22 protein-coding genes are annotated in these 24,633 nt (G+C 42.9%); 19 read left to right on the top strand and 3 right to left on the bottom strand.

Features of this window, described 5'->3' with window-relative positions; all coding sequences use genetic code 11:
* Positions 1 to 13 precede the first annotated feature (13 nt).
* From BXY41_RS17830 to citC, 8 genes are all read left to right on the top strand, one after another.
* Positions 14 to 2,125 (top strand): FAD-dependent oxidoreductase, encoded by a 2,112-nt coding sequence (locus BXY41_RS17830; RefSeq protein ID WP_104438227.1) that lies wholly within the window; start codon positions 14 to 16, stop codon positions 2,123 to 2,125.
* A gap of 11 nt (positions 2,126 to 2,136) precedes the next feature.
* Positions 2,137 to 3,381: an NADH-ubiquinone oxidoreductase-F iron-sulfur binding region domain-containing protein gene (locus BXY41_RS17825; RefSeq protein WP_242980236.1), complete on the top strand. Its 1,245-nt coding sequence runs from the start codon at positions 2,137 to 2,139 to the stop codon at positions 3,379 to 3,381.
* A 54-nt stretch (positions 3,382 to 3,435) separates the two neighbouring features.
* Complete coding sequence (locus tag BXY41_RS17820) at positions 3,436 to 4,890, top strand: FAD-dependent oxidoreductase (protein ID WP_104438226.1); 1,455 nt, start codon at positions 3,436 to 3,438, stop codon at positions 4,888 to 4,890.
* Between the two features lie 140 nt (positions 4,891 to 5,030).
* Positions 5,031 to 5,330 (top strand): citrate lyase acyl carrier protein, encoded by a 300-nt coding sequence (citD, locus tag BXY41_RS17815; protein WP_104438225.1) that lies wholly within the window; start codon positions 5,031 to 5,033, stop codon positions 5,328 to 5,330.
* Positions 5,327 to 6,229: an aldolase/citrate lyase family protein gene (locus BXY41_RS17810; RefSeq protein WP_104438224.1), complete on the top strand. Its 903-nt coding sequence runs from the start codon at positions 5,327 to 5,329 to the stop codon at positions 6,227 to 6,229. Before citD ends, BXY41_RS17810 begins: the two co-directional genes overlap by 4 nt.
* Before the next feature lies 1 nt (position 6,230).
* Positions 6,231 to 7,793 carry a citrate lyase subunit alpha gene (gene citF, locus BXY41_RS17805; protein ID WP_104438223.1) on the top strand — a complete coding sequence of 521 codons (1,563 nt, stop codon included), beginning with the start codon at positions 6,231 to 6,233 and terminating at the stop codon, positions 7,791 to 7,793.
* Between the two features lie 3 nt (positions 7,794 to 7,796).
* Positions 7,797 to 8,783 (top strand): triphosphoribosyl-dephospho-CoA synthase CitG, encoded by a 987-nt coding sequence (gene citG, locus BXY41_RS17800; protein WP_104438222.1) that lies wholly within the window; start codon positions 7,797 to 7,799, stop codon positions 8,781 to 8,783.
* On the top strand, positions 8,689 to 9,714 hold the full coding sequence (gene citC, locus BXY41_RS17795) for a [citrate (pro-3S)-lyase] ligase (RefSeq protein ID WP_104438221.1): 1,026 nt from the start codon (positions 8,689 to 8,691) through the stop codon (positions 9,712 to 9,714). Before citG ends, citC begins: the two co-directional genes overlap by 95 nt.
* Here citC and BXY41_RS17790 read toward each other — a convergent pair.
* Positions 9,704 to 10,390, bottom strand: coding sequence for a response regulator transcription factor (locus BXY41_RS17790; protein ID WP_104438220.1), 687 nt, complete (start codon positions 10,388 to 10,390; stop codon positions 9,704 to 9,706). The genes citC and BXY41_RS17790 overlap by 11 nt on opposite strands.
* A gap of 110 nt (positions 10,391 to 10,500) precedes the next feature.
* Here BXY41_RS17790 and BXY41_RS17785 point away from each other — a divergent pair, with 110 nt between their 5' ends.
* Both BXY41_RS17785 and BXY41_RS17780 read left to right on the top strand, forming a co-directional pair.
* Complete coding sequence (locus BXY41_RS17785; RefSeq protein ID WP_104438219.1) at positions 10,501 to 12,675, top strand: sensor histidine kinase; 2,175 nt, start codon at positions 10,501 to 10,503, stop codon at positions 12,673 to 12,675.
* Positions 12,676 to 12,799: 124 nt separating this feature from the next.
* Positions 12,800 to 14,137, top strand: a complete 1,338-nt coding sequence (locus BXY41_RS17780) for a CitMHS family transporter (protein WP_104438218.1) — start codon at positions 12,800 to 12,802, stop codon at positions 14,135 to 14,137.
* A gap of 111 nt (positions 14,138 to 14,248) precedes the next feature.
* On the opposite strand, the gene BXY41_RS17775 is transcribed toward BXY41_RS17780, so the two are convergent.
* Positions 14,249 to 14,797 (bottom strand): beta-class carbonic anhydrase, encoded by a 549-nt coding sequence (locus tag BXY41_RS17775; RefSeq protein WP_104438217.1) that lies wholly within the window; start codon positions 14,795 to 14,797, stop codon positions 14,249 to 14,251.
* Between the two features lie 357 nt (positions 14,798 to 15,154).
* Between BXY41_RS17775 and BXY41_RS17770 the strand changes: the two genes are divergently transcribed.
* The 5 genes from BXY41_RS17770 (at position 15,155) to BXY41_RS17750 (ending at position 18,260) form a co-directional block, all read left to right on the top strand.
* A complete protein-coding gene (locus BXY41_RS17770; RefSeq protein ID WP_146088585.1) occupies positions 15,155 to 15,349 on the top strand; it encodes a hypothetical protein in 195 nt (64 codons plus the stop codon).
* The gene (locus tag BXY41_RS17765; RefSeq protein WP_104438215.1) at positions 15,339 to 15,758 is read left to right on the top strand and encodes a hypothetical protein; all 420 of its coding nucleotides are present in this window, start codon (positions 15,339 to 15,341) and stop codon (positions 15,756 to 15,758) included. Before BXY41_RS17770 ends, BXY41_RS17765 begins: the two co-directional genes overlap by 11 nt.
* A 90-nt stretch (positions 15,759 to 15,848) precedes the next feature.
* Positions 15,849 to 16,115 (top strand): hypothetical protein, encoded by a 267-nt coding sequence (locus BXY41_RS17760; protein ID WP_104438214.1) that lies wholly within the window; start codon positions 15,849 to 15,851, stop codon positions 16,113 to 16,115.
* A complete protein-coding gene (locus tag BXY41_RS17755) occupies positions 16,112 to 16,876 on the top strand; it encodes a fibronectin type III domain-containing protein (protein ID WP_104438213.1) in 765 nt (254 codons plus the stop codon). The genes BXY41_RS17760 and BXY41_RS17755 overlap by 4 nt, the downstream gene beginning before the upstream one ends.
* 280 nt (positions 16,877 to 17,156) lie before the next feature.
* Entirely contained in the window at positions 17,157 to 18,260 is a 1,104-nt protein-coding gene (locus BXY41_RS17750) for a GGDEF domain-containing protein (RefSeq protein ID WP_104438212.1), read from the top strand.
* A 75-nt stretch (positions 18,261 to 18,335) separates the two neighbouring features.
* On the opposite strand, the gene BXY41_RS17745 is transcribed toward BXY41_RS17750, so the two are convergent.
* The gene (locus tag BXY41_RS17745) at positions 18,336 to 19,568 is read right to left on the bottom strand and encodes a helix-turn-helix domain-containing protein (RefSeq protein WP_104438211.1); all 1,233 of its coding nucleotides are present in this window, start codon (positions 19,566 to 19,568) and stop codon (positions 18,336 to 18,338) included.
* A gap of 173 nt (positions 19,569 to 19,741) precedes the next feature.
* Between BXY41_RS17745 and BXY41_RS17740 the strand changes: the two genes are divergently transcribed.
* Genes BXY41_RS17740 through BXY41_RS17725 form a run of 4 tightly spaced genes read left to right on the top strand, consistent with a single transcriptional unit; the run spans position 19,742 to position 24,627 of the window.
* A complete protein-coding gene (locus BXY41_RS17740; protein WP_104438210.1) occupies positions 19,742 to 20,578 on the top strand; it encodes an HAD family hydrolase in 837 nt (278 codons plus the stop codon).
* 20 nt (positions 20,579 to 20,598) lie between these two features.
* On the top strand, positions 20,599 to 22,308 hold the full coding sequence (locus tag BXY41_RS17735) for a glycoside hydrolase family 3 protein (protein WP_104438209.1): 1,710 nt from the start codon (positions 20,599 to 20,601) through the stop codon (positions 22,306 to 22,308).
* Positions 22,309 to 22,322: 14 nt separating this feature from the next.
* The gene (locus BXY41_RS17730; RefSeq protein ID WP_104438208.1) at positions 22,323 to 23,726 is read left to right on the top strand and encodes an MFS transporter; all 1,404 of its coding nucleotides are present in this window, start codon (positions 22,323 to 22,325) and stop codon (positions 23,724 to 23,726) included.
* Between the two features lie 22 nt (positions 23,727 to 23,748).
* Positions 23,749 to 24,627, top strand: coding sequence for a sugar phosphate isomerase/epimerase family protein (locus BXY41_RS17725; RefSeq protein ID WP_104438207.1), 879 nt, complete (start codon positions 23,749 to 23,751; stop codon positions 24,625 to 24,627).
* Positions 24,628 to 24,633: the final 6 nt, after the last annotated feature.

The following is a 24,633-nucleotide window of genomic DNA, read 5'->3' as shown; positions in this document are numbered from 1 at the left end:
ATTGGAGGTTGAAATGAATCAGGTTAAAATTGAGATTGACGGCATGGAAGTATATACCCAAAAAGGAAAAACAATCATGGAGGCAGCGGAGGAGGCGGATATTTACATCCCTCACCTGTGTCATCATCCGGATCTGCATGAAGAGGGTGGCTGCAGACTGTGTGTGGTTGAAATAAACGGGAGAGAAGAGTCTCATACCGCCTGTACCACACTGGCGGAGGAAGGCATGTCGGTGACGACTAAATCAGAGAATCTTGACCAAATGAGAAGGCTTTCCATGGAACTGATGCTGGCCAATCATGTAGATGACTGCACAACCTGTCCAAAATATTTAAAATGTGAACTTCAGTCTCTGATCCAGTATCTGGGAGTCAGTACTTCCAGGTTAAGGAGGACATTAAATGCAGTAAATGTGGAAACTGGTAATCCTTTAATTATCAGAGATCCAAACCGATGCGTTGCCTGCGGGCGTTGTGTACGGGTCTGCCGGGACGTGAGAGGGGTTGGAATTCTTGGATTTCATAAGAATGAAGAAGTCAGAACAGCAGTTGGTGTAAACGGAGGCCTTGCTTTGGCAAAAGCAGATTGCCGGTTCTGCGGTGCCTGTGTGGAAGTATGCCCGACTGGAGCTCTTCAGGATAAGAAAGGCACTTTTCAAGAGGGAAACAGGGAGGATGTCCTCATACCCTGTAAGCAGGAATGTCCTGCCGGTATCAATGTTCCCAAGTATGTCCGCCTTATTAAAGAAGGAAAATATGAAGAAGCGGCGGCTGTTGTCAGGGAAAAAGCTCCATTTCCCAAGTCCCTTGGACTTGTATGCATGAGATTTTGCGAATCTGCCTGCAGAAGAAAAGAGATAAATGGAGCGGTTTCAATCAGAGAACTGAAGCGGTTTGCGGCCGGACATGATACTTACCGATGGAAAGAAAAATCTGTTTTCAAACCACAAACTGGAAAAAGAGTGGCAGTTGTGGGAGCTGGTCCGGCCGGACTTACGGCAGCATATTATCTGGCTAAATCAGGACATGCAGTTGATGTTTTTGAAAAGCTTCCGGTTGCAGGAGGAATGCTTTCAGCCGGAATTCCGGATTACCGTCTGCCTGCACAGATTGTGGAAGAGGAAATTGCTGTGATCAGGGAGGCAGGAGTAAAAATCTTTACCAATCGGAAAATCAGTTCCTTAGAAGAACTGAAGAACCTTGGCTACGAGGCGATTCTTATTGCGGCCGGTACCGACAAGGGAGTGCGGATACCCCTGCCTGGTGCGGAGCTTTTAAATGTCCATGTAAATATTGATTTTCTCAGACGGAACTTACTTAGCACTCCAATGGAACTGAAAGATTCTGTTGTGGTATTGGGCGGGGGAAATGTTGCCTTCGACTGTGCAAGGACTGCAAAGCGGCTGGGATGCAGGGAAGTATCTGTGGTATGTCTGGAAGAAGAAGGCAGCATGACTGCCGGTGAAGAAGAGATTACTGAGGCCAGAGAAGAAGGTATCCGGATTTACAACGGAAGGACTTTTGTAAGAATTATTGAGAATGGCGGAAAAGCGGCCGGTGTTCTCTGCCGCAAAGTTGAAAGCTTCACATTTGATGAAAACAGAAAGCTGATTTTAACGGTAAAAGAAGATTCCGACCATGTGATTTCCGGAGAAATGGTTATCTTCTCCACCGGGCAGAAGCCGGATCTGGAAAGCTTTGAGGAGCTGACTTTAAATCCGAGAGGACTGGTGGAAACAGATGGCAGTGGGAATACGGGGATAAAGGGTGTTTTTGCAGCAGGTGATGCGGTAACAGGAACAGCTTCTGTCATTCAGGCAATTGCGGGAGCCAGAAAGGCCGCCTCGGAAATTGACCGATATTTAGGTGGGGATGGCAATATAGAAGAATGTTTGACAGAAGATGAGGAAGTAAACGGATTTATCGGTAAAGCAGAGGGATTTGCAGACTTTGGCCGCAGGACATACCGCTGTATTTCCCTTGACCAGAGGAAAGATAACTTTCATCTCATGACAGAAGGATTTGAGGAAACGGAAGCCATATGCGAGGCAGAGAGATGTTTACAATGTGATCTGCGTCCAAGGCTTACCAGATCCAGATTCTGGACAGAGTATCAGTATAAATAAAGAGGGTGAAAATGATGGAAACGGACAGAATTGAAATATTCGGACACGGAATTAAAGGAAGACCTTCTGCAGAGAGATGGAGCAGCAGGGAATGGAAGGAACTCGTCTGCCTTTTTCTGGAAGATCAAAGCGGATGCGGGAATATGGCTTATCTGCTGGAGCACCATCTGGATGAGGCAATAAGTGGAATGGAGGCTTTAAAAGACCGGCTTCAGCTAAGCAGCATCTGCGCATTATTGTCCAAGAATTACGAAAGATATGCAGAGAAATTTAAAGTGAAAGGAATAGAGACTAAACTGGCAGATGCCACAAAAGAAACCCAGAAAGAAGTATTCAAGGAAGGCGTTCTGGTACATCACGGAGAAACCATGCTGGCTCTGCATCAATATCTGGAGGACGAAAATTACGTGCCTCACAAAATAGTAACGGTAACAGGGGATATTATGGAGCCCGGAATTTATGAAATTCCCTTTGGAATCACGCTGGAAGAGATTATTACCAAATACGGCAAAGGGGTAACAGCTGGAAAAACGGTTAAATTTATATCAGCAGGCGGGGGTATGGGAGCAGTTTATGGAGCGGATGAACTGAATACTCCATTTACCTATTCCAGCCTCTTAAAAGACGGCACAATGCTTGAATCGGCAAAAATAGAGGTCTTTTCCAATGACACCTGTATCGTAGGGTGGACCTCTGAGCGAATGCTTTTAAACAGCCGGAAAACCTGTGGAACCTGCGTGTACTGCAGAGAAGGGATTTATCAGCTCTTCCGTATTTTACAGGATGCAACAGAAGGAAAAGGAAGGGAGGGCGATGTTTCTGTCATGAAGGAAATCTGTGACACATTGAAAGCAGGAACGTTATGTGATATCGGAAGAACAGCGGCTGTCCCTCTTTCTACGGCCATGAAGAAATTTGGGGAAGAATTTGAAAAGCACATAGACAGAAAGATCTGCCAGTCTTTAAGCTGTATTTCCTATGTAAATTTCTATATTGATCCGGCTGTCTGCAACGGCTGCGGCCAATGCATGACGTGCCCTGAGCATGCCATCAGAGGAGGAGAAAATTTAATTCACATCATTGATACAGATCTTTGCAGCAAGTGCGGAAAATGCAGCAAGGTATGCAGCAGTAATGCTGTTAAGAGGTATGGAACAGTGAAACCCGCTCTGCCGTCAGAGCCGTCAGAAGTGGGAAGTTTTTCGGCAGAAAGCAATGGAATGAAAAAAGGTCTTGGCAGAAGGCGGAGAATGTAAGGCGTTTTAATTTAAATTATAATAAATAAAATGAATAAGATGGAGGCTGGAATCATGAGAGAGATGGAAGCGGATGTAATCGTTGTAGGCGGAGGAGCAGCAGGACTTGCAGCTGCAATCGCAGCTGCAGAGCAGGGAGCAGAGGTACTTGTATTTGAAAAGGCTAATACAACAGGTGGCTGTGCAAACATGGCAATGGGTCTTCTGGGAGTGGAGACAAAGTTGCAGAAGGACAGACTGATTGACTGCACCAGAGAAAGTGCATTCCAGAAATTTATGGATTATACCCACTGGCGTTCCGATGCAAGGCTGGTAAAGGGCTATATCGATAAATCTGCAAGCACGATTGCCTGGCTTCAGGATATGGGGGTAAAATTTGCTCTGCCATCTAAGTATTTTCCTGGCTCAGAAGCAACCTGGCATATTGTTCAGCCGAAAACCGGTGCTCCGGGGCTGAGAGCAGCGGCAACCATGATTAAGGCAATGACGGACAGAGCAGAGGAGCTGGGCGTAAAAATCTGTCTGGATTCCCCAATACAGCGTATTTTGAAGGAAGATGGTGAAGTGATCGGTGTGGTTGCAAAGGACGGAGAAGGAGAAATAAGTGCCTATGGATCGGCAGTAATTATTGCGACCGGAGGATTTGGGGACAGCCCTGAGTTCATCAATAAATACACCGATTATGAATGGGGAAAGGATCTTTTCTCCTACAGAATACCGGGACTTACAGGAGATGGAATCAGTATGGCATGGGACGCAGGCGCTGCCAGCGACCGCATGGATATGGAATTAGTGTTTTTTGCACCAAATACAGGCGGCTATGCTCCTGTCGAATTACCGTTCCGTCAGCCCAACCTCTTTGTAAACCTGGACGGTGAACGGTTCTATGATGAAGCAGTGGTGGAAAATCCTGTTTTCTCCGTAAATGCGATTGCCAGACAGAGAGACCGGGTGGCATTTTCAATCATAGATGATGCTATTTTACATCAGTACGAGAAAAACGGACTGGATCTGATCAATGTGGTCACCTCCAATATCAGCATGGATGATTTTAAACAGGAAATGCAGGAGCTGATTAAAAATGGAAATGATGTCCTTTTCATAGCCGATTCCATTGAGGAACTGGCAGCTAAAACTGGAATTGACAAGGAGGGGCTTGAGAAAACCATTGCTGATTATAATGAATGTTGTAAGTTCAGAGACACCATGTTTAACAAAAATCCTAAATACTTAAAACCAATCAATGGACCAAAATACTATGCACTCAAGTTTGCACCCAGTGCATATGGAAGCCTTGGAGGAATACGGATTAATTATAAAACGGAAGTGCTGGATAAAGATAATCATGTGATACCAGGACTTTATGCGGCTGGAACGGATGCCAATTCCATATGCAACCCGGATTATGTATTCGTTCTTCCGGGAAATACTCTTGGATTTGCCGTCAATTCCGGAAGAATGGCGGGAGAGAACGCGATTCAGTTTATAAAGGAACATTTTTCAGAATAATTTAGTCTGTGAGGAAAGGGAGCACTGCACGAAAAATGCAGGCTCCCTTTCTTAACATTTTTTAAGGTACATTTTTTCCAGAGTTAAGATTCCCCATGTAAACTGAAATTATAGAAAATTAAAGGGAGGCTTTAAACAAAATGGAGATAGAAAGACCGGCTATGGCCGGAACGCTGGAATCCAGTGACTGTCAGGTAACTGTTGAACCAGGAGACGGCAGAATCGATTTTACACTGGAAAGTGCAGTGATCAATCAGTATGGCAACCAAATCAGAAAAGTGGTATTTGAAACTCTGAGTCACCTGGGAGTGGATAATATAAAAATTTCCATGGTTGACAAGGGGGCTCTGGACTGCACCATCAAAGCCAGGGTAGAAGCGGCAGTTTCCCGCTCTGTGAATCACTTTGTCAATGCTTTATGGGGAGGTGCTTTCGAATGATCAATTTAGTGAAGAAGCGGCTCAGAAGAACCATGATGTTTTTAAATGCCCAGAAACCGGGACTGATTAAGGATCCCTATATTTATAGACCGGACAGCATCATCCTTGATTTAGAGGATGCAGTTGCAGAAAACCAAAAGGACGCTGCCAGATTTTCTCTGTATCATGCCCTTAAAGAGATTGATTACAGAGGGTGTGAACGGGTGGTAAGAATTAACGGGCTTGATACACCGTACTGGCAGGAGGACATCCGCTGCGCAGTAGCTGGGGGATGTGATGCCATCCGTATTCCAAAAGTGGAATGTCCCAAAGATGTTCACAGAGTGGAAGAGGAGATTTTAAAGGCAGAGAAGGATTTTGGAATGCCGGAAGGTATGATCCTTATCATGGCGGCAATAGAATCGGCAAGAGGTGTTATGAAGGCTCTGGATATCTGTGAAGCATCAGACCGTCTCTTTGGAATTGCTCTGTCAGGAGGAGATTATACCAAAGATCTGCAGACCCGCATTACAGGTACAGGTATTGAGCTCATGGGAGCCAGACAGAATTTAATCATTGCTGCAAGAGCGGCAAAGGTACAGTGCTTTGACACCGTATATACAAACCTTGATGATATGGAAGGCTTCCGTCGTGATGTGGAGACAATTCATCTTATGGGATTTGACGGAAAGTCAATTGTTAATCCCCGCCAGATTCCAATTGTTCATGATATTTTTACCCCCTCTGGAAAAGATATCATCTTTGCAGAAAAAGTGGTGAGAGAGATCGAAGAGAAAAAAGAAATGGGAATCGGTGTATTTACTGTAGATGGAAAGATGATTGATATTGCATTTTATGACGGAGCCAGGAGAACCATTGAACTGGCAAAGGCTTCCGGCGTATATAAAGGAGATTTATAAGATGATCAATGCAGTAGGAAGAGAGATTCCGGAAGAAATCTTAAAAATAACAGGAAAAGAACCATTTAAAGGAAATCATTATTTTGATGGTTACGAATATAAAAAAGACGGTCCTTCTACCAGATGTGTCATTAATTCAGAAGGAAGTAAGCTGGTAGAGAACATTCATGAAGTTTTGGTAAAATGCGGGATTCAGGATGGGATGACGCTGGGCTTTCACCATCATTTCCGGGATGGAGATTATGTCGTTAACATGGTGATGGAAGAGATCCACAACATGGGAATTAAGGATATTACCATTTGCGCAAGCTCCCTGGGAAAAGCACATGATAAGCTGGTGGAATTTATTGAAGACGGAACGATTACAAACATTCAGTCCTCCGGTGTCAGAGGAAAAATCGGTCGAGCCATTTCAGAAGGAAAACTGAAAGGACTGGCTGTTATGCGTTCCCACGGCGGCAGAGTCCGTGCCATAGAGACTGGAGAAGTGAGAATTGATATTGCATTTATTGGATCTCCTACCTGTGATGATTACGGCAACTGCCGTGGAATCGGCGGAAAGTCTGACTGCGGTGTGCTTTCTTACTCTATGGTTGATGCGGATTATGCGGATAAAGTGGTTGCCATTACGGACTGCCTGGTTCCATTTCCAAACTTTCCTGCCCATATTTCCATGACAAAGGTTGATTACGTGGTTGTGGTTGATGAGATTGGAAATCCCGATAAAATCGCAACAGGAGCGGCGAAGCCTACCACAGATATGAGAAAGCTGATGATGGCTGATTATTGCACTCAGTTTGTAGTAAATACACCATATTTCAAAGATGGATTTTCCTATCAGACGGGTGTGGGCGGTGCTTCCATTGCTTCAACCATCTCTCTTTCTAAAATTATGAAAGAGAGAAACATACGAATGAAGTTCGGCGTGGGAGGTTTAACAAAACCCATGTGCGATCTTTTGGAAAACAATCAGGTAGATGCACTGCTTGATACCCAGGATTTTGACTTAAATGCAGTGGAGTCTGTAATTAATCCCAGACATTTCCGCATTAGTGCTGGTGAATATGCCGATCCGTTTAATAAAGGAGCGGTGGTTAATAAGCTGGATTTCGTAATTCTGGCTGCGCTTGAAGTAGATGTGAATTTTAACTGTAACGTTGTGGTGGGCTCAGACGGCATTATTACCGGCGCCCAGGGAGGGCATCCGGATACGGCAGCCGGTGCGAAATGCACCATCGTGATCGCACCTCTTTTACAGGGAAGAATTCCGGCCATCTGTACCGATGTGACAACAGTTACCACTCCGGGGGAATCCATTGACGTGGTAATAACCGATTACGGTATAGCAGTTAATCCCAGAAGACAGGATTTAATTGATGCCATGAAGAATGTGGATCTTCCGTTTAAAACCATTGAGGAACTGCGGGATATTGCTTACTCCATTGTGGGAGAGCCGGAACGGGTGCAATTTGATGATAAAGTAGTGGGTATCATTGAAGGACGCGATGGTACTGTCATGGATGTTGTCCGTAAGATTAAAAAATTTGAATTTTCAGGAGAATAGACAATGCAAAGCGGGTCTTGTGTGAAGGTTCCTTTAAAGGAGGAAGAAGCTGCATATCGGATTGGAAAACTGGCATACGGTGCGCTGCTGGAAGAGGTTTATACGCTGCCAAAACCAGGGTTAGTGGATCCTTATTCCAATGGGGCCCATACTGATATGAATGTGGTCTCTTTTGAACGGAGTGCCAAGGCCCTGAAGCCTTATTTTGTCACAATGGCTCTTGAGGGGGAGAGGTTGTGGGAAGCGCCTCCTGTGTTATTTGAAACCATTCGCAGAATCGGTATTCTGGCAGAACGAGCCATGTATCAGGCGACTGGCGGAGTGAATACACACAAGGGGCTGGTCTTTCATCTTGGGATTTTATGCGGGGCAGCAGGAGCCTGCCACCGCACTTTTGGAAAAATTACGTTAGAACAGCTGATAGAGATGGAACAGGCAATGGTAAGAGATGTTCTGGTGAAAGAAGTAAAAAGCATGGATCACTTTGTTTCGAAAGGTGAAAAAAACCTTCAGAAATACGGTCTGACCGGTGCCAGGGGGGAGGCCATCAGTGGCTATTCCTCTGTATTTCATATTTCACTGCCTGTGATGACGATGGGGCTTTATAAAGGACAGGAATGGAACCGTATTAAGCTGGAGACCCTGTTTCATCTTATGAGCCAGGTGGATGATTCAAATATTCTTTCCAGGCATAATCCCGCGGTTCTAAAGCAGGTGAAGGACATCGCTTCCAGGTTTATTGAGGACGGGGGCGCCTACAGGAAAGAGAGTCTTTCTCTATTAAAAGAAATGGATCAGTGGTTTGTGAAAAAGAATATCAGTGCAGGAGGAAGTGCAGATCTTCTTGCTGTCACCATATTTCTCACACAGTTAACTGGTAAGTGGGGAGGAGCCTATGGAATTCATGAGACTGGAAGGGAGACCTTTCCGGGGGAAAGAGCTGGAACGGCTGAAGGCGTTTCTTACCTTAAATCAATTGGATTACGATGAAGGGATTGAGTATTCCATCTGTCTTTTAGATGAGAATTACAAAATCGCGGCAACCGGATCCGCTCATGACAATGTGCTGAAATGTATTGCGGTGGATCAGGAAGCCAGGGGATTCGGACTGGCGGCAACCATTGTATCTGCACTGGTTCAGTATGAATTTGAAAAGGGGAGATCCCATATCCTTCTTTACACAAAACCGGAAAACCAGGAGATGTTTGAAAATCTGGGATTCTATGGTGTATTGAAAACCAATGAAATTCTTTTTATGGAAAACCGAAAAGAGGGTTTTGATCAGTTTATACACCGCTTAAAAGAGGAATCTCCCAAAGAAGCCCTGGAATCCGGTCCCGTAATCGGCTGCATGGTGGTAAACTGCAATCCATTTACCAATGGACACCGTTATCTGGTGGAACAGGCACTTCTTAATTGTGACTATCTTCATGTACTTGTTTTATCGGATGACAGGAGTTTTTTTCATGCGGAAGACCGTTATCAGTTAGTAAAGGAAGGGGTCAGTGATTTATCAAAAGTGATTGTTCACCGGTCCTCGGATTTTGTGATTTCGGCAGCTACTTTTCCTACCTATTTTATTAAGGAGAAAGCCCAGGCTCAAAAGGCCAACTGCCTTTTGGATCTGACGTTATTTGCACGCCGAATCGCTCCGGAACTTAGGATCACCAGACGTTTTGCAGGGACTGAGCCAAACTGTGCCATAACAAGGCAGTACAATGAGCAGATGAAAGAGATTCTGCCTCAATATGGGATTGAGGTAATTGAATTTGAAAGAAAACAGTCGAAAGGAACTCCTGTCAGTGCCTCCATGGTGAGAGCCTGGTATGAGAAGGGAGACTTTCAGCACATTAAGGAAGTGGTACCTGATACTACTCTTAGATATCTGGAAATAAAAAAAGACCAGAGGCCTAAGGGATAAACCGGTATCCCAGACCTCTGACAGTTACAATATGGGCCGGCTTTTGCCGGTCCTCTTCGATTTTACCGCGGAGACGGTTGATATAAACCATAATGGCGTTATCATCAACTGCCACACTGTTTCCCCATACGTGCTCATAAATCATCTCTTTTGTGTAAACCTGTCCTGGATGCTTTAAAAACAACAGCATCAGGCTGCTTTCCTTGGAAGAGAGAACGATCTCTTCCCCTTTGTTATAAAAACGCATGGTGGAAGTGTTGTAGGAAAAGGGGCCGCATTCCAGAATATCGGAACTATCCAGTACCTGGTTTTTATAACGCCTTATGAGCGCCTTCACCTTGGCACCCAGCACAAGAGGGCGAAATGGCTTTGTAATATAATCATCGGCGCCTAACGACAGTCCATACAAGGAATCGTAGTCCTCGTTTCGCCCGCTGACAATCATAACGGGAGTCTGTATTCCCTGGCCACGCAGCTTTTTAATGACTTCAAAGCCTTCCATATCTCCCAGCATGACATCCATAAGAATCATATCATATGTATGATTTTTTATGCAGTTAAGAGCAGCGAGACCGCTGTCTGCCACAGTAGTTTCCAAATCATTGCTGTGCATGACTTTTTCCAGCAATTTTAAAACAGCCGGATCATCATCTACGATTAATACTTTATCAGACATAGTTTCCCCCAGTGAAAATCATGTAGAATCTTATCGAAATATGTTATAATTTATTATAATATTAATAACAGAACAAGTCAATGAGGAAGAGGCAGACGAAAGGCAGAATCATGAATAATATAAAAGGAAAGAGGAAGTATACCGGGATAGTTATCTGCTGCGCAATGGCGGCAATACTGATTATTTTCTGCTTTCTCACATATGGTATCTGGAATGATTATAAGGATGCCATCATTAACAATCAGAAAAAGCAGATGCTTCTAACAACCCAGAGTATGGGGGAAAACTTAAAGGTTTTTATTGAAGGTTATCAGGAAGATTTAAATACAATTTATGATACAGAGGAAGAGAATTATAGAAAGACCGGAAACCGGGACTGGAGTATGATTGGGGATTACGTATCCAATCACAGACGGTTTGTCTATGATGTGATTGTGGAAGACAAACGTGGGGATATGATAAAAAGCATGAAGGGCTATGGTGTGGTGAAAACATATTCAGTTACTCCAATCAGCCGCTGGGAACAGTTTCTTCAGTGTAAGCTGGAAAATGGAGACCTGTATCTGGTGTTAAAGAGGGACATACCTGATGTGGGTTCTATCTCCATAGTAATTAATGAGCGGAACTACTATAAATCACTGGTATCTAAAATTCGTCTTGGCACAAATGGATATGTTGTCATAAAAGATTCTACCGGCATTATACTGGCTCATCCCCAGGAGCAGCAGTGGGGAATTAATGTAATATCAGGAAGAAAAGAGATGTTCCCAGGCGTAGATTTAACCAGCTTAAAGCAAATGATCGACAAACAAAACCGGGGAGAGGAAGGCGTTTCGGAGTATTTTTCTTACTGGTGGGTTGATCCGGGTGTACCGGAAGTAAAAAAGATCAGCGCCTATTCACCGGTACAGATCGGAGATGGTTTCCTGGTCATCAGTGCGGTTATAGATTACAATGATATCTATATCCCTGTAGCAGCCGGTTTTTTTAAGCTGGGACTTGTATTTTTCTGTGCAATGGCAATTGTTCTGGGTCTGGTGATTTATATCGGAGATTTAAGGGTCCAAAAACGAAAGGATACGGAACAGATTACATACCTTTTGGAACTCAATAAAATACTGGAAGAGATTCATCAGAGTGAGGAAACCATTGCACATCAACAGAGGCTTCAGATTATGGGGACCATGACAGGGGGAATTGCCCATGAATTTAACAATCTTCTGACTCCTATTATGGGTTACGCAGAGCTTCTGATGCTGGACCTGCCTGAGCAATCGGAGAATCATGACAATGCCACGGAAATCTATGAGGCTTCCACAAAAGCAAAGGAAATTATCCAGCAGATCTCATGCTTAAGCAGAAAAAATATGGAGACGGCTTTTAAAAATCTTCAGGGTGAAAAAGTGTTAAAACGGGCAATTAAGATGGTTAGTTCTGTCTGCCCTCCCAATATACGTCTTAAGGAATCATTTACCCTGCAGGAAGAGTGCTTCCTGGGCAATGAAACACAGATGAATCAGGTGATATTAAACATCTGTGTTAACGCCATTCATGCCATCGGACACAGAGAAGGAACCATCTGTGTCTCTTGCAAGACGGTGGATCGGGAGGATCTGTCCCGGCACAAGCTTTCCACACTGCCGGAGGGGTGGGAGCATTATATCCGCATTGATGTTAAAGACGATGGGGAGGGAATGAGTGATGAGGTGTTAAAGCAAATATTTGACCCGTTTTTTACTACTAAGAAAAATGGAAAAGGGACAGGTCTTGGTCTTTCCCTGGTGGAGCAGATTATTCACTCTCATAAAGGCTATATATTTGCAGAAAGCACTCTGGGAAAAGGAAGCATCTTTCATATGTACCTTCCGGTTAATGAGCAGAAGGAGCGGGAAGAGGAAATTAAACTTGTGGATGTAGGACCGGTTCTTCGTATTTTGATCGTAGATGATAATCCAAAAGTATTACGTCTTTTGGAAAAAAGCTTTAGCAGACTGGACGTTCCTCTAACTTCCTGTATGGATTTTGAAGAGGCAAGAAAAATATTAAAGGAACAGGAAGTGGCTGCCGTTGTGACGGAACAGTATGTGAGAGGGAAAAGCGGGGTGGATTTTTGTATGTCCTTACAGGGTCCGTATCCGGGGGTGCTCCGCATTGTTATGGCTGACCGTGTGACAAAAGAGCTTGTGGAAGCAAAGAAACGCAGAATGATAGATGAATACATTGATAAGCCTGTCTCGGATTCTGCTATTTTAAAGGCTGTCATGAATTTAAAAGATTTATTTTAGTTAAAAGTCCAATCTTAACAACTTTTAATTTTTCTCTTAAAGAACTGAAAGGGAGAAGATGTGAGGTTGTAAGGTTGGACTTTTATACTTTCTTTATAACAAAATATAGAGGAGGAAGAAAAACATGAATGAGACAATGCTTGCATTATTAGGATTTGCAACCATTATCATGATCATTGTTTTACTGCTGAGAAATGTTACTGTTCCGGCTCTGGCGTTTATCGGAGTATCCAGTGTCAGCGCGCTGATTCTGGTTTTAACAGGAACCTTTACAGTCAAAGAAGTTGGGGGTTTTATTAAGGCGGGGGTTGCTGATGTACATTCCACTGCGGCACTGTTCATATTCTCCGTATTGTTCTTCGGAATTATGACAGATGCAGGTATGTTTGACAGCATCATCAATGCTTTAATGAAAAAAGTGGGGCATAACGTAATTGGAGTTGCATTTATGACTTGTATTATTGCCATAATTGGTCACCTGGACGGAGGCGGAGCTTCCACTTTCCTGATTACCATACCGGCTATGCTTCCTGTTTACAAAAAATTAAAAATGCGTCCTACAACACTGCTTTTAATCTGTGTAACAGCCATGGGTGTTATGAACTTGCTTCCATGGGGCGGACCCACCATGCGTGCCGCTTCCGTGCTTGGAATTGAAGCAAATGAACTCTGGATGAAAATTCTTCCCATGCAGGCAGTTGGTATTGTAATTGCTCTGTTTACTGCATTCTTCTGGGGAGTTGTAGAGAAAAAGCGTGGTGCAGGAATTGACAGTACACTGGAAATGGAAGATTTTGATATGCTGGAAGAAAGTGCTTCTACCAGTGAATTGGGAAATCTTGCAAGACCAAAGCTTTTATTCTTTAATGTAATTTTAACTCTCGTTGTCATTATTTGCCTTGTGTTCTTAAAGGTTCCATCCTACCTGACTTTCATGGTTGGCTGTGTAATTGCACTTCTGGTTAATTATCCGGGAGCCAAACTGCAGAATAAGATTATTAAATCTCATTCCGGACCTGCTCTTATGATGGCTACTACCATTCTTGCTGCGGGTGTATTTTTAGGCGTATTAGAGCAGAGTGAAATTATGAACCATATGGCAATGATTCTGGCGGATTTTATTCCACAGTCTATGGGACACTTCATGCCTATTATTATTGGTGTTTTATCTGTGCCTCTGACAATGCTTTTCTGTACGGATTCTTATTTCTACGGTCTCCTTCCAGTTCTGATCAGCGTAGGAAACAGCTTTGGAGTGAATCCGGTTCACACAGCAATCGCTATGGTTGTATGCCGCAACTGTGCAACCTTTATCAGCCCTGTAGTACCGGCTACCTTCCTTGGTATCGGTCTTGCAGGTGTTGAGATAAAAGACCATATTAAGAATTCCTTCTTATGGGTTTGGGGCGTCAGCCTGGTATGCCTGGTTGCAGGTTTAATGCTTGGTGTCATTACATTTTAGTTATCTCCTAAGAATAACGGGGCTGCCTATGCAGCCCCGTAAGTCTTTGGCTAAAAAAAATGCGTTTTGGAATGCCGGCTTACTTAAGCTTTCCAGAACGCATTTTCAATTTTATGAGGCGCTGACAGGATCCAGCCTGCCGCAGGAAATATCCATTACAAAGCCTTTTATGATAACACCGGAAGGCATAAGCGGATGCTCTTTTAACAGGGAGACAGAGCGTTTGACAGATGTTTTTGTATCCTCAAATCCCTGAAACAGATTTTCAAAATCAAACCCCATTTCTCTTTGATTCTGTATGGTTTCTCTTGTAATTCCCCGCTGCACTAAACGGGTAATAATGGATTCTGAACTGACAGATGCGGCACCGCAGTCAGTATGGCCGATTACCATGATCTCTTCCACACCAAAATCCAGTATGGCAATCAGCAGGCTCCGGATTGTACTGTCACAAGGATCTAAGATCATTCCGCCGGCGTTTTTAATTAATTTCACGTCTCCGTTATGAATGCCCAGAGCTGCTGGAAGAAGCTCTACCAGCCTTGTATCCATACAGGTTAGTATGGCAAGCCTTTTTCGGGGATATTTGTTGGTATTAAAGCGTTTATAGAAACCGCTGTTTACAAAGATATCATTGTATTTTAGAATTTCCTCAATCATAATCTGCCTCCTTTTATATGGTGTCAGGTTTATCATAGAGGTTTAATCTTAAATGGGACTTATATTTCTCCTTAAAGATTATTTAGCTTGGAAGGGAAAATAAGCTCTGCAGATGAAAAATGTCGAAAAATGTAAGTGCTTAACCGCCTTTGGTTAACAAAAAACTAATAAAAACATAAGTGAAAATATGTGTAAAAATAACAAAGAATAAAAGCGATATATGGGAAAAATTGGTGCTTACCAAAAGTGCTTAGGCAAGCTTGATTAATCTGAAAGAGAGTTGTAAAATTCAGCTGTAAGCGCTTTCACTTCAAAGCGGGAGGAAATAATACGGATTACAACTTTTCTGTAGTGGCGGTGGATAGGGAAGGAGAGGAACCTGGCAGCCGTGCAAGTATCTCCTGGTCAACAACCAGCAAACCGGACGTATTTGACATTACGGATTATGGTGTAAAGCGGTCAGAAGAGGGATTCACCTCCATTGATGAGGAGAAAAATGCGTTTACAGTAGCTAATATTAAGGCAATCCAGGATGCCATTGATGCCTTTTGAACTTTCTGAAGGAGCAGTGCTGTTCATCCCTATTCCACAGATACAAGATCCTGGGCACAGATCAATACCTGCAGTGCAGATGAGTAAGGCGGATTTGAGAATCCGGATCGTGGGAAAGGGGACGATTTATGGAAATGGTTGGAAATATGGTTCGGGAACGGTTCCTGCTTCAGAAGGAAACGGATATCTTCCTGCCATTCAGCCAGGGCAGAGCGGAGATCCAGACTGGACAAACGGGGAATTTTCCAGATATGCCTTAAAGGGGTTTGCGGGAAGAAAAGATAAGAATTACAATGACATGAACCTTGGAATTCTTGCCATTAGTGCCTTTGACAATGGTAAAACAAATGGCCTTAGCAATACCTCAGCGTATGCCAAAGACCCAATCTCATTGTGCTTAGAAATGTAAACGGCGTTTACATTGAGGGAATTACAGCAGAAAATCCTGCATTTCATAAAATAGCTACTTACGATGCAAACAATGCGGATGGAGTCGAGCTTGGCAATATCCAGAACGCCATGGTCTAATTTTCTGAGGGAATGCCATGGCGGTGCCATTGCAGCAGGTAGCCATACGGGAGCAGGCATTGGCAGCATGCTTTTGGAGGACAATGTTTTAAATCACAGTGATATGCCGTTCCGTTTTAAGAGTGCACCTGTAAACGGCGGTGGAATCTATGATGTACTGATTCGCGACTGTTCGGTGGGGATGCCCAAAAGGTATTCACCTTTAATACGACTTATAGTGATGCGAACCAGGCCATGACTGTGGAACCGGCAGATAAACCGGCAGAATTTTATAACATTGATGCATTCCGCATTACAGCGGACACCATCACAAAAAACACCATTGATATTGTGGCAGATGTCGATGACCAGATGCCTTATAAACCCGTACATAGCCACCATGATCTTTATTTCCAGGACATAACATTTACTAATATTGACACAAAGCTGGCAAAGAACTCTGAAATCTTACAAGGTGCTTCCAATGTTACCTTTAATAATGTGGTGATAAACTGGAAGAATATTAAAAAAGGGTCAGATGATGCAGCTGCAGAAAGCTATCAGGCATGGGCAAATATCAGTGCCTGCAGCAATTTGAATTTTATTGGTACAATTACACAGTCAGTAAATTCCTATGATGCAATGTCAAAGCCCGTCTGGCCAGAGGACGCAGCCGTGCTTGCCAGTGCATCGGAAGCAACCAAGAGTGGATCTGAGCGGAAAGTAACATTAAAATGGCCTGCAGCCATAGATGGGGATCAGGTGGCAGGTAAAGGAGAAATTGCCGGGTATATCGTGGAAATATACCTGGAAGATGAGTTAATTAATATAACCAAACCAGTAAGCGGGACATCCTGTGAAATCGGGGGACTTTCACAGGATACCTGTTACTTATTCAAGGTTTATGTTGTTGATCAGACAGGAAACAGGACACCAGAGCTGGCGTATGAAGTAACGGCAACAGAGGGAGAGGATCTGGAGTTAAAAGAACCGGAATCCAGTCAGGAAAATGTCTTTTAAATGCGGTTACACCCGATGGATACCGGGTTAATGATAAAGGTGAATGGGTGAGATAATAAATTTACCTGAAGTAACAAGTACATAATTAAGTAAAAAACACGAGCGTGCTGCAAGATCAGAAAAATACGATTTTTACAGCACGCTTTTTGTCGGATTTTGTAGAAAATGGCAGAAAATGAAATTGTGGAATCTCCCGTTAAATGATAATATAGTTCTATAATAAATTGCTGTTTGTCCTGCTTAAATATGATTCACACTTTAAGAATGTGAGGAAGTCTTTATGTTACATGAGGCAATGAGATCTTATTACGCACCACTTTTAATCCTGCTGTTTTTTGGGGTAATGGTTTTAGTGGACAAACTTTTTTCCCAGAAAATAAAGCGTTTATTTCTGCTGGAAATTTTTCTGCAGCTGTTTTTAATGGCTGTCACATCACTGGATCAATATTTTGCTTCATTGGGCGATGCAGGACTGGCATGGAGGCTGAGAAGTATCACTACCTGTCTGAATTTTGTTATTGGTCCGTGCTCTCCTATGATTATGGTGTTAATTTATGATACCGGTGTAACAGGAAAGATGTCAAAACTGTTTTACCTTCCCCAGGTGATAAATGCTGTGTTAAGCGTATCAAGTTTATGGAATGGATGGATTTTCTCTGTGAACAGCAATAATTTGTACAAAAGGGGACCTTTGTTTCCCACGTCTTTAACGGTTGGATTTTTCTATCTGCTGATACTGATTGTATTTTCTGCCAAGCAGCAGAATAAGCCCAACAGAAGGGCAGAGATGACATTTCTGACAGCTGCTTTTCTGGGAATTGGTTCGGCTGTCGGTCTGGAATTATTTTTTGATCTGAATTTCATGATATGGAATGTTTCATCTGTAAGTGTTGTTTTGTATTATTTACTTTTGACGACCCAGAAAATATTATACGATTCCATGACAGGTACATACAGCCGGGTTGCCTATGAAAAACAAATGGAAAAGTTGAATTATAAACATCCCTGTACCATTGCCATGATTGACCTGAATAATCTAAAGCAAATAAATGACTGGAATGGACATTCAACAGGTGATGCGGCAATCTGCAGCGTAACAGCAGCTGTTTTAAAGCATAAATTCAGACATATGAAACTATATCGTTATGGTGGGGATGAATTTGTTCTTGTCAGCAGCCGGATTTGTGAAGAAGAGATGCACCGCGTTTTAAAAGCAGCGCAAAAGGATTGCGGCGGGATGTCTGAACTGCCGGTTTCTTTCTCCTATGGAATTTCCGTTCACCGGCGTGGAGAGGATATTTATAAGGCAATTACCCTTGCCGATGAGATGATGTATCGGAATAAAGCGATAATAAGAGATGGGGAAAACGCAGAACTGGACTGATGTGCCTCCAAAAACATATAGAATTTAGCGAAGCGGTTTTACACTGCTTCGCTATTTTTATGCTCTTTCCATTATTTAATTATTACGTAACTGTATCCGGTATTGTTTTGGAGAGATACCGTTCAAACGCTTAAAGAGCTTAATAAAGTAGTTAATATCATTATATCCGCAGTTCGCAGCCACAATATGAATTGGCATCTGTGTGGAGTTCAGCAAAAACAGAGAATGGCTTATTCTGACTGAGTGGATATAATCGGTGAGGTTTCCTCCGGTTTCCTTCTTGAAGAGGCTGGATAAATAAGATTTTGTCACATGGCATCTTTCAGCAAAAAAAGCCAGAGTCAAAGGCTCAGCATAATGGAAATCAGTGTAGGTGATGCACTGCTGGACGATCTGGGAATAATTCTTCATAGAACGATTGTGAACCAGAAGGCAGTATTTGTGGATCATATCACTTTCTAACGTATCAAGATCTTTCAATGATCGGACCTGGTTAATCTGTATGGCAAAGCGGGTAGACAATTCATCAATGTACATCGGATGAACATGTCCTTTCTGTACAGCTTTCCGACACAGGGTATTAAGTACGATTACCAGATTCTTCCTGTTAGTCAGGGTATTCTCGCTGCGAGGCATGATCTTGAAATTCCTGAATTTGCCGTGGTAACGAACGGCTCTTGCATGGTCTCCGGCAGTAATAGCCTCCAGCAGATTTTCTTCAGTCTCATACCGTTCTTCGATGCTTTGACTGGCGATAGAAGGGTCTTCGCTTAACTGGGAATTTCCGATTATGGATTCAATGGAAAGATCTCCGGAATCTGAAAATGTCTGGAACTTAAAATCCCGTGAAAATAAGTGGCAGGCAATATTAATCAGTGTAGATTCAAATACATTAAAATCAGGCGGTATTGTAATATTACAATAGTATGTCTGCAAATCCCGTAAGAGTTTCTCTGGCAGAGCTCTCTTTGCCATCAGCTGATATATCTGATCAGGTGTCGGCATTGTTTCAAGCACAGGCCCCACTGATATATAAAATTCCTGTTTATCTGATTCAGATTTGGTATCTTCTATCAGGATAAAATAATTAACCAGATGAAAATCATCTTTTATCCGCAATATTTCAGAGTCGTGGCAGTGACTGATAATAAAATCGTGAAGATTTTGATAATTGTAGTTCGTATAAAGTCTGCCGCGCAGAGCCAGATCCACCTGATAAAGGTTGGAAAAGTCGGTCTCCAGCCGGTAACAGGGTACATTCTGGGCCTGCATGATATGAACAAAAAGATCCAGATTATCCAAGTTCATCAATCGTACTCACCTCTTTAAGAAATTATATAATTTAGCAGTAAAATCGTAAAATATTTATATAAAATCAAGTATACCATAAAATCGTAATATTTTAAATAAAATTTATCACTGTTTAGCATTGCTTTTTTCAGATAGACTTCCTATATCATAAATGAACAGGAGGAAGCAGAATGGAATATAAGGAGTTCGCACGGAAAAAGGATTATCTGGTTTGTGTCGATTCGGATGGCTGTGCGATGGACACCATGGATATTAAGCATTTTCGGTGTTTTGGTCCTTGTATGGTAGAAGAGTGGGGGCTTGAGAAATGGAAAGATGATATCCTGTACCGATGGAATCAGGTGAATTTGTACTCCATGACCAGGGGGATCAACCGTTTTAAAGCACTGGCAATCTTACTGTCTGAAATAGACGAAACCTACAAAAGAATCCCGGATGCAGAGGATTTCATCAAATGGACGGAAACGTCTGATGAACTGTCCAATGCAGTGTTATCCCGTGTTTCAGAACAGACAGGGAGCAGTTGCCTTAAAAAGGCTCTTCACTGGTCTGACGAGGTGAATCGCAGGATCAATGAGATTCCTGAATGGGATAAGATTCCTTTTGGAGGAGTAAAAGAGGGGCTTGCTTTTGCCCATGAGTATGCGGATATTGTTATTGTATCCTCCGCCAATCCGGATGCTGTGTCCACAGAGTGGGAGAAACATGGACTCATGAATTATGTGGATCTTATGATGGCACAAAACGCCGGCTCAAAGACTTTCTGCATCAGCAAACTGTTGGAATATGGGTATGAGCCAGACCACGTGATGATGATGGGAGATGCCCCCGGTGATTTGAAAGCGGCTGAGAAAAACCGTGTTCGATTCTATCCGGTTCTGGTAACTCATGAAAGAGACAGCTGGAATGGAATCAAAGAAGCATTGGACAGGCTGATAAACGGTACTTTCGACAATTGGTATCAGAAACAGCTGATCAATGGGTTTGAACGCAATCTATTAAATTAACAAAGGAGATATTGAATCATATGGTAGATTTAAGGCAGAAACCATATTATTTGAACGCAGATCAGATTCGCTGGGTAGAAGAAACCATATCCGGTATGAAGCTGGAAGAAAAAATTGGTCAGCTGTTTGTTACTATGGTAGGAAATTCAGAGGAACGAAAACCGGAGAACATCAGGAAATTAATTGATACCTATCATCCAGGGGCGATCCGCTACCACAATGCAGCAAAGGAAGAAATTTGGGAAATGACAAAGAATCTTCAGGAAGCCTCTCCAATTCCGCTGTTGATTGCCTCCAACTGTGAGGCAGGTGGAAATGGTGGTGTAACAGAGGGAACTCCACTTGCAAATGGGGCGGCTATGGCCGCTATGGACAGCGAAGAGGCTGTTTTTGAGGTTGCCTCCGCCAGCGCCAGAGAGGCAGCAGCCATAGGCTGTAACTGGAACTTTGCACCGATTGTAGATCTGACCTGTAACTGGAGGAATACAATTGTACAGCTGAGGGCGTTTAGTGATAACCCGGATGATGTAATACGGTATTCGAAAGCATTCTTTCAGGGCATGAAGACACAGAATTTTGCTACCTGCATGAAGCATTTTCCAGGAGATGGTACGGAGGAAAATGATCAGCATCTTCTGATGGGAATCAATGAGATGGGGACTGAAGAATGGGATAAAACCTTCGGCCGTGTTTATAAGGAACTAATCGACGAAGGCTGCATGACTATAATGGCAGGTCATATCGCACTCCCTGCATATTCCAGAAAACTTCGCCCGGGAATAAAAGATGAGGATATCCGTCCAGCTACTCTGGCTCCGGAACTGATCACTGATTTATTGAAAGGTCAGCTTGGCTTCAATGGTCTTGTAGTGACGGATGCATCCCATATGATTGGTATGTTTGGTGCCACCATCCCCAGAAGTCAGCAAGTACCTCAGGCAATTGCGGCGGGCTGTGATATGTATTTGTTCTTTAATGATAAAGAGGAAGATTTTGGATACATGTTAGAGGGTTACCGCAACGGCATTATTACAGAAGAGAGGCTGAATGACGCTCTTCACCGTATTCTGGGTATCAAGGCGGCATTGAATCTCAATCAGTTAAAAGAAAAGGGGACACTATCTGCCCCCAGAGAAGCGCTGGAGGTTGTAGGGAGCAGAAAACATCATGAGATATCCAGAAAATTGGCAGATAAATACGTAACGCTGGTAAAAGACAGATGTAATTATCTCCCCATGACTCCGGAACGTTATCCCAGGATAAAACTATTCTACATAGGATCAGAAGCCACAGTTATTGCAGGAACAAAGTTTAAAAGCAACGATGATGTCATAATTAAAGATATTATAAGCCAGCTTGAGGCCCGGGGATTTATTGTAGATGCATCCCTGCCCCAGAGCAAGGGAAAGATGGAGGAGTTTAAAAATCAGTATGATGCAGTGCTTCTGGTACTGAATATCCAGGGATTTGCCCAGTTTAATACCATGCGTCTGAAGTGGGACGAGCCGGTGAAACAGCCATGGTATATGTCCGAGCTCCCAACCATTACGGTGTCGCTTAGCAATACAAACAACTTAATAGACGTACCGATGTCACGCTGCTATATAAACGCATATATGCCCCATCATGAGGCCTTTGAAGCAGCACTGGAGAAAATGATGGGTAAGAGTGAATTTAAAGGACGCTACAATGACAATGTTTTCTGCGGCAGGTGGGAGACCAGATTCTAAAAGGAGATGAACAAATGAATGATAAGCAGGTAAGACCATTTGGACTTAGAGATAAAATAGGATATATGTTTGGTGATTTTGGTAATGATTTTACGTTTATATTTGCCAGTTCATTTTTAATGGTATTTTATATGAAAGTTCTTGGAATCCCGGGAGCCATGGTAGGAACCTTGTTTCTGGTGTCAAGGATCGTGGATGCTTTTACAGACATCACCATGGGGCGCATTGTGGACACTTGCAAACCAGGAAAAGATGGCCGTTTTAAACAATGGATCCGTCGTATGGCAGGTCCCGTAGCGATTGCCAGTTTTTTAATGTACCAGTCTTCCATGGCAGGGGCTTCCATGACCATAAAGATTTTTTATATGTACGGAACCTACTTGCTGTGGGGAAGCATTTGCTACACTGCGATCAACATTCCTTATGGTTCCATGGCATCTGCAATTACGGAGAAACCAGATGAACGAACCGGATTATCCACGTTCCGTGGTATTGGTGCAAATCTGGCCCAGCTGATTATTGGTGTGTTAGGTCCCATTATCATCTACACAAAGGATGAGAGCGGTGCACAGGTGATCAGAAACAGCGGGCATATCTTCCCAGTTATTGCAGGCGTATTCTCCATATGTGCCGTCATCTGCTACGTTATCTGCTATAAATGCACCACAGAGCGCGTTAAAATTGAAACGGATGAAAATCCCACTAAAATGACATTAGGCAAGACCTTCGCAGCGATATTTTCAAGCAGAGCCATTCTTGGAATCATCGGTGCAGCAATATTTCTATTGTTAAGTCAGTTATTAATCAGTGGCTTAAATACATACCTGTATGCGGATTATTTTGGAGATATCAAAGCATTTTCCAGCTTTACTTTTATTAATGTTTCATTTTCCTTAACTCTTGCTATCTTTGTTGGAAAAATCGCAAAAGCGGTTGGAAAGAAAGAAGCTGCCATAATGGCTACCACATTTACTGCGGTTGTATATGTGTTGTTATTTATCTTAAAGGTTAAGAACCCATGGGTTTATATGGTTTCTGCAGCATTTGGTTTCCTGGGCGTTAACTTTTTCAACCTGATTATCTGGGCAAATATCACGGATGTAATTGATGATGCGGAGGTTAGAACTGGTAAGAGAGAAGACGGTACGATTTATGCAGTTTATTCCTTTGCAAGAAAAGTAGGCCAGGCACTGGCTGGCGGTTTAAGCGGATATGCTTTGCAGCTGATTGGCTATGAATCAGCTGCAAAGATTCAGACACCGGAGGTGCTAAACGGATTATATACAATCTCAACCATTGTTCCTGCAATCCTGTTTTTATGTGTAGCCCTGATGCTGCTTTTTGTATATCCACTGAATAAAAAGAAGGTGGAGGAAAATTCTGAGATTTTAAGAGAGAGAAGATTAAATCATAACTAATCTTTCAACAAAGGAGGAGCCCGTGAAGAAACAAGTAACAATATCTGGTTTTGCAGATGAAATATGTGAAGATTTTGAAGAGCAGTTAAAAACTGTGGCTGGGTTGGGAATGCAGTACATTTCCCTGCGGACAGCAAACAGAAAATCCATTGCAGAATTTACAGTTGAGGAAGTCAGGGAACAGCTTCTGCCCAAACTCAACCAGTTTGATGTAAAAGTATCGTCTCTGGGCTCGCCCATTGGAAAAGTCAGCGTAGATGATGAGGAAGGTTATGAAAAACAGCTGCGGCAGCTGAATACGCTTTGTGAAATTTGCAAGGTTCTGAATTGTAAGTATATCCGTGTGTTCAGCTGTTATATTCCAGCAGGAAAAGATCCGGATTATTACAGGGATAAAGTAATTGACAGAATGAGAGGGTTTTTAAAAATAGCAAAGAGTTATGGCATTATTCTGATCCATGAAAATGAAAAAGATATTTATGGCGATACCGGAATCAGGTGCAAAAACCTTATGGAAGCTTTATCAGATCCCTGTTTTCTCAGTGCATTTGATTTTGCCAACTATGTGCAGTGCAAGGAGGATCCTGTTGCCTGCTGGGATTTACTGAAGGATTATGTTGCCTATATACATATCAAAGATGCAGTTGCAGCAGACAAAGAAAATGTGGTGTGCGGCACTGGTGAGGGGCGGATCAGAGAGATCTTAGAGCGGGCTATTTTGAATGAAGGCTATGAAGGATTTTTGACTTTGGAACCTCACCTGGTGGTGTTTGACGCTCTGTCAGATCTGGAGCTTGCTGATGCAAAGAAAATCATAAAAGAAGATAAAGCAAAAAATGGCGCAGAGGGTTATGCAATGCAGTATCATGCGTTGTGCGAAATTTTAAAATCCATTATATAACCCAGG

The sequence above is a fragment of the Lacrimispora xylanisolvens genome (assembly GCF_002934545.1).
Taxonomy (GTDB): Bacteria; Bacillota; Clostridia; order Lachnospirales; family Lachnospiraceae; genus Lacrimispora; species Lacrimispora xylanisolvens.
The sequence above is the reverse complement of the archived record's forward strand: the minus strand, read 5'-3'. Positions and strand labels throughout refer to the sequence as shown.